The sequence below is a fragment of the Citrobacter sp. TBCS-14 genome (assembly GCF_005280805.1).
GTDB lineage: Bacteria > Pseudomonadota > Gammaproteobacteria > Enterobacterales > Enterobacteriaceae > Citrobacter > Citrobacter gillenii.
The window spans coordinates 1-218 of sequence record NZ_SZWM01000625.1; the positions used below are offsets into that span (position 1 = coordinate 1).

Sequence of the window (218 nt, forward strand, 5' to 3'; positions counted from 1 at the left end):
CCGACAGGCGGCAGACTCCAGCTCCAGCCAGTCCTGCGCATTGCCGCAGATAACCGCTTCAACGTCTGCCAGGTCATCCACGTTGGTCTCTGAAAATATAAACACCGGTATGTGAAACCCGGTGCGTTTCAGCAAAGCCAGGATCCCGCTGCGGCTGTCCGCAACGGTAATGACGACTGCCGCGACGTCAGTAAAATCGGTACTGTCCAGCGTCACCA

At 57.3% G+C, this 218-nt stretch carries 1 protein-coding gene; it reads right to left on the reverse strand.

The annotated features are described in order from the left end of the window. A partial coding sequence (locus FDX22_RS20310; protein ID WP_304571786.1) for an Orn/Lys/Arg decarboxylase N-terminal domain-containing protein occupies positions 1–216 on the reverse strand: 216 nt, incomplete at its 3' end. Between the last annotated feature and the right edge of the window lie 2 nt (positions 217–218).